General features: G+C 56.5%; 1 protein-coding gene. It reads right to left on the bottom strand.

Going from position 1 to position 469, the window contains the following annotated elements; genetic code table 11:
• On the bottom strand, window positions 1–357 hold a 357-nt coding region (locus D3D02_RS19490; protein ID WP_304999809.1), incomplete at its 3' end, for a solute carrier family 23 protein.
• Window positions 358–469 lie beyond the last annotated feature (112 nt).

The following is a 469-nucleotide window of genomic DNA, read 5'->3' as shown; positions in this document are numbered from 1 at the left end:
GGTGACGAGTATCGCGCCGAAAACCGCACTCAAGCCGTAGTCGATTCCGACTGTCGCCGCCGCGCCGACGAACGTGAAACTCGTCCCCATCACGATGGGGAGTCGCGACCCGACCGGACCGACGGTGTAGGCTTGCACTACGGTCGCCAGCCCGGAAAATAGGAGCACCATCTGAACGATGTACGCGGTATTGGCCGCGTCGAGTCCGACTTCACCCGCGACGATGAATGCGACCGCAGTCGCCGGTACAATCATCACCGCAACGTGCTGTATCCCCAATAGAATCGACTCCAGCCACGGTGGCCGGTCGTCGAGTTCGTACTCGAGGTCGATTTCCCCGCTTTTGTCGGCTGACATCTATACTCACCACGAACAGAGTGTCCTCAGATAATAGTTTCGCGTTCGAGCTCATTTTTGGCCTTCTAAGCACACGTTCAATACATATTCTTGTATACTTTCGCCCAACTGG

Origin of the sequence: Halobellus sp. Atlit-38R, from assembly GCF_003665925.1 — an archaeon.
Lineage (GTDB): Archaea > Halobacteriota > Halobacteria > Halobacteriales > Haloferacaceae > Haloquadratum > Haloquadratum inordinatus.
Note: the sequence above shows the minus strand (reverse complement) of the source record. Positions and strands in the feature narration are given on the sequence as shown.